Genomic DNA, 861 nt, shown 5'->3' with positions numbered 1-861 from the left:
GGAGGTAATGATTTAGAAATGCTATCCTACTGCGGTGAGAGCTACGCAATGGCCAATGCTACAGATGAAGTGAAGGCAAGAGCTAAGTACATCTGTCCTTCCAATGATGACGACGGCGTACTAACAATTTTGCAAAAAGTGTTTTTATAGACTGGTGATGAAAAGTCAGGAACTTTATCAGAAACAGCACTAAAAAACTGGGTGACTAAAAACTAGAAAGAAGAAAATGAGATTACGAAATGACCGCCATGAGTGTGAGCAACTATGGGCTCGACATAAATACTTGGTTTTGAGCCATTCGGCTGTGATTTATAAAGAAATACGTGAATATTTAAAGCAAGATACGGTTTTTGTAGAAGATATTCGGCATTATATTGAGCAGGCAGTAGCCTTACCATAAAGCAGGGGCCAAGTTATCAATGCTTTTCAGCATGTCTGGGGATATTTTAAGAAAAAGACCAGCCAAAAAGAAAGAGAAGATTTCATGTATCTGCTTAGTCGATATGAGTATGGCAAAATTCCTCAAGAGCAGCTGATTCTAGCAGTGCGAAATCTTTTAGAAAATTATCCGAATCCTTATTTGCAAAATTCATCTTTACTATATGGAGGTTACGATGAGACTTTGGCATCAAGAGCTGATTCCTAAACTTCCCCGTCCACAACTGCTTGGCCAGCATCGGGAATGCTGCGCTCTTCGTGGCAATGGCTGGGGCAAGAAACATGCGACCGTTGACTATGTTTTTACTCACTCTCCTTACTTGCTTTATCGCTACCATGAGCTGATTATGGAGGAGATGAGCAAGCGAGGTTATCGTGTATCGCCAGAATGGCTGGAGCGGGACTATCGTGGCAAGGCTTGTC

At 41.8% G+C, this 861-nt stretch carries 2 protein-coding genes and 1 pseudogene; all 3 read left to right on the top strand.

The annotated features are described in order from the left end of the window. Nucleotides 1-150: HAD hydrolase family protein (locus STRDD04_RS11385; protein WP_231853885.1), on the top strand; the 150-nt coding region annotated here is incomplete at its 5' end. A 76-nt stretch (nucleotides 151-226) separates the two neighbouring features. Continuing rightward, nucleotides 227-646: pseudogene (locus tag STRDD04_RS10520) on the top strand (YbgA family protein). Continuing rightward, nucleotides 615-861, top strand: a 247-nt coding sequence (locus tag STRDD04_RS11380) for a TIGR02328 family protein (RefSeq protein WP_231853875.1), incomplete at its 3' end; no start/stop codon positions are given. The pseudogene STRDD04_RS10520 and the gene STRDD04_RS11380, both read left to right, overlap by 32 nt.

Source organism: Streptococcus sp. DD04 (genome assembly GCF_001578725.1).
GTDB lineage: Bacteria > Bacillota > Bacilli > Lactobacillales > Streptococcaceae > Streptococcus > Streptococcus sinensis.
This window is presented reverse-complemented; position numbering and strand designations above follow the sequence as displayed.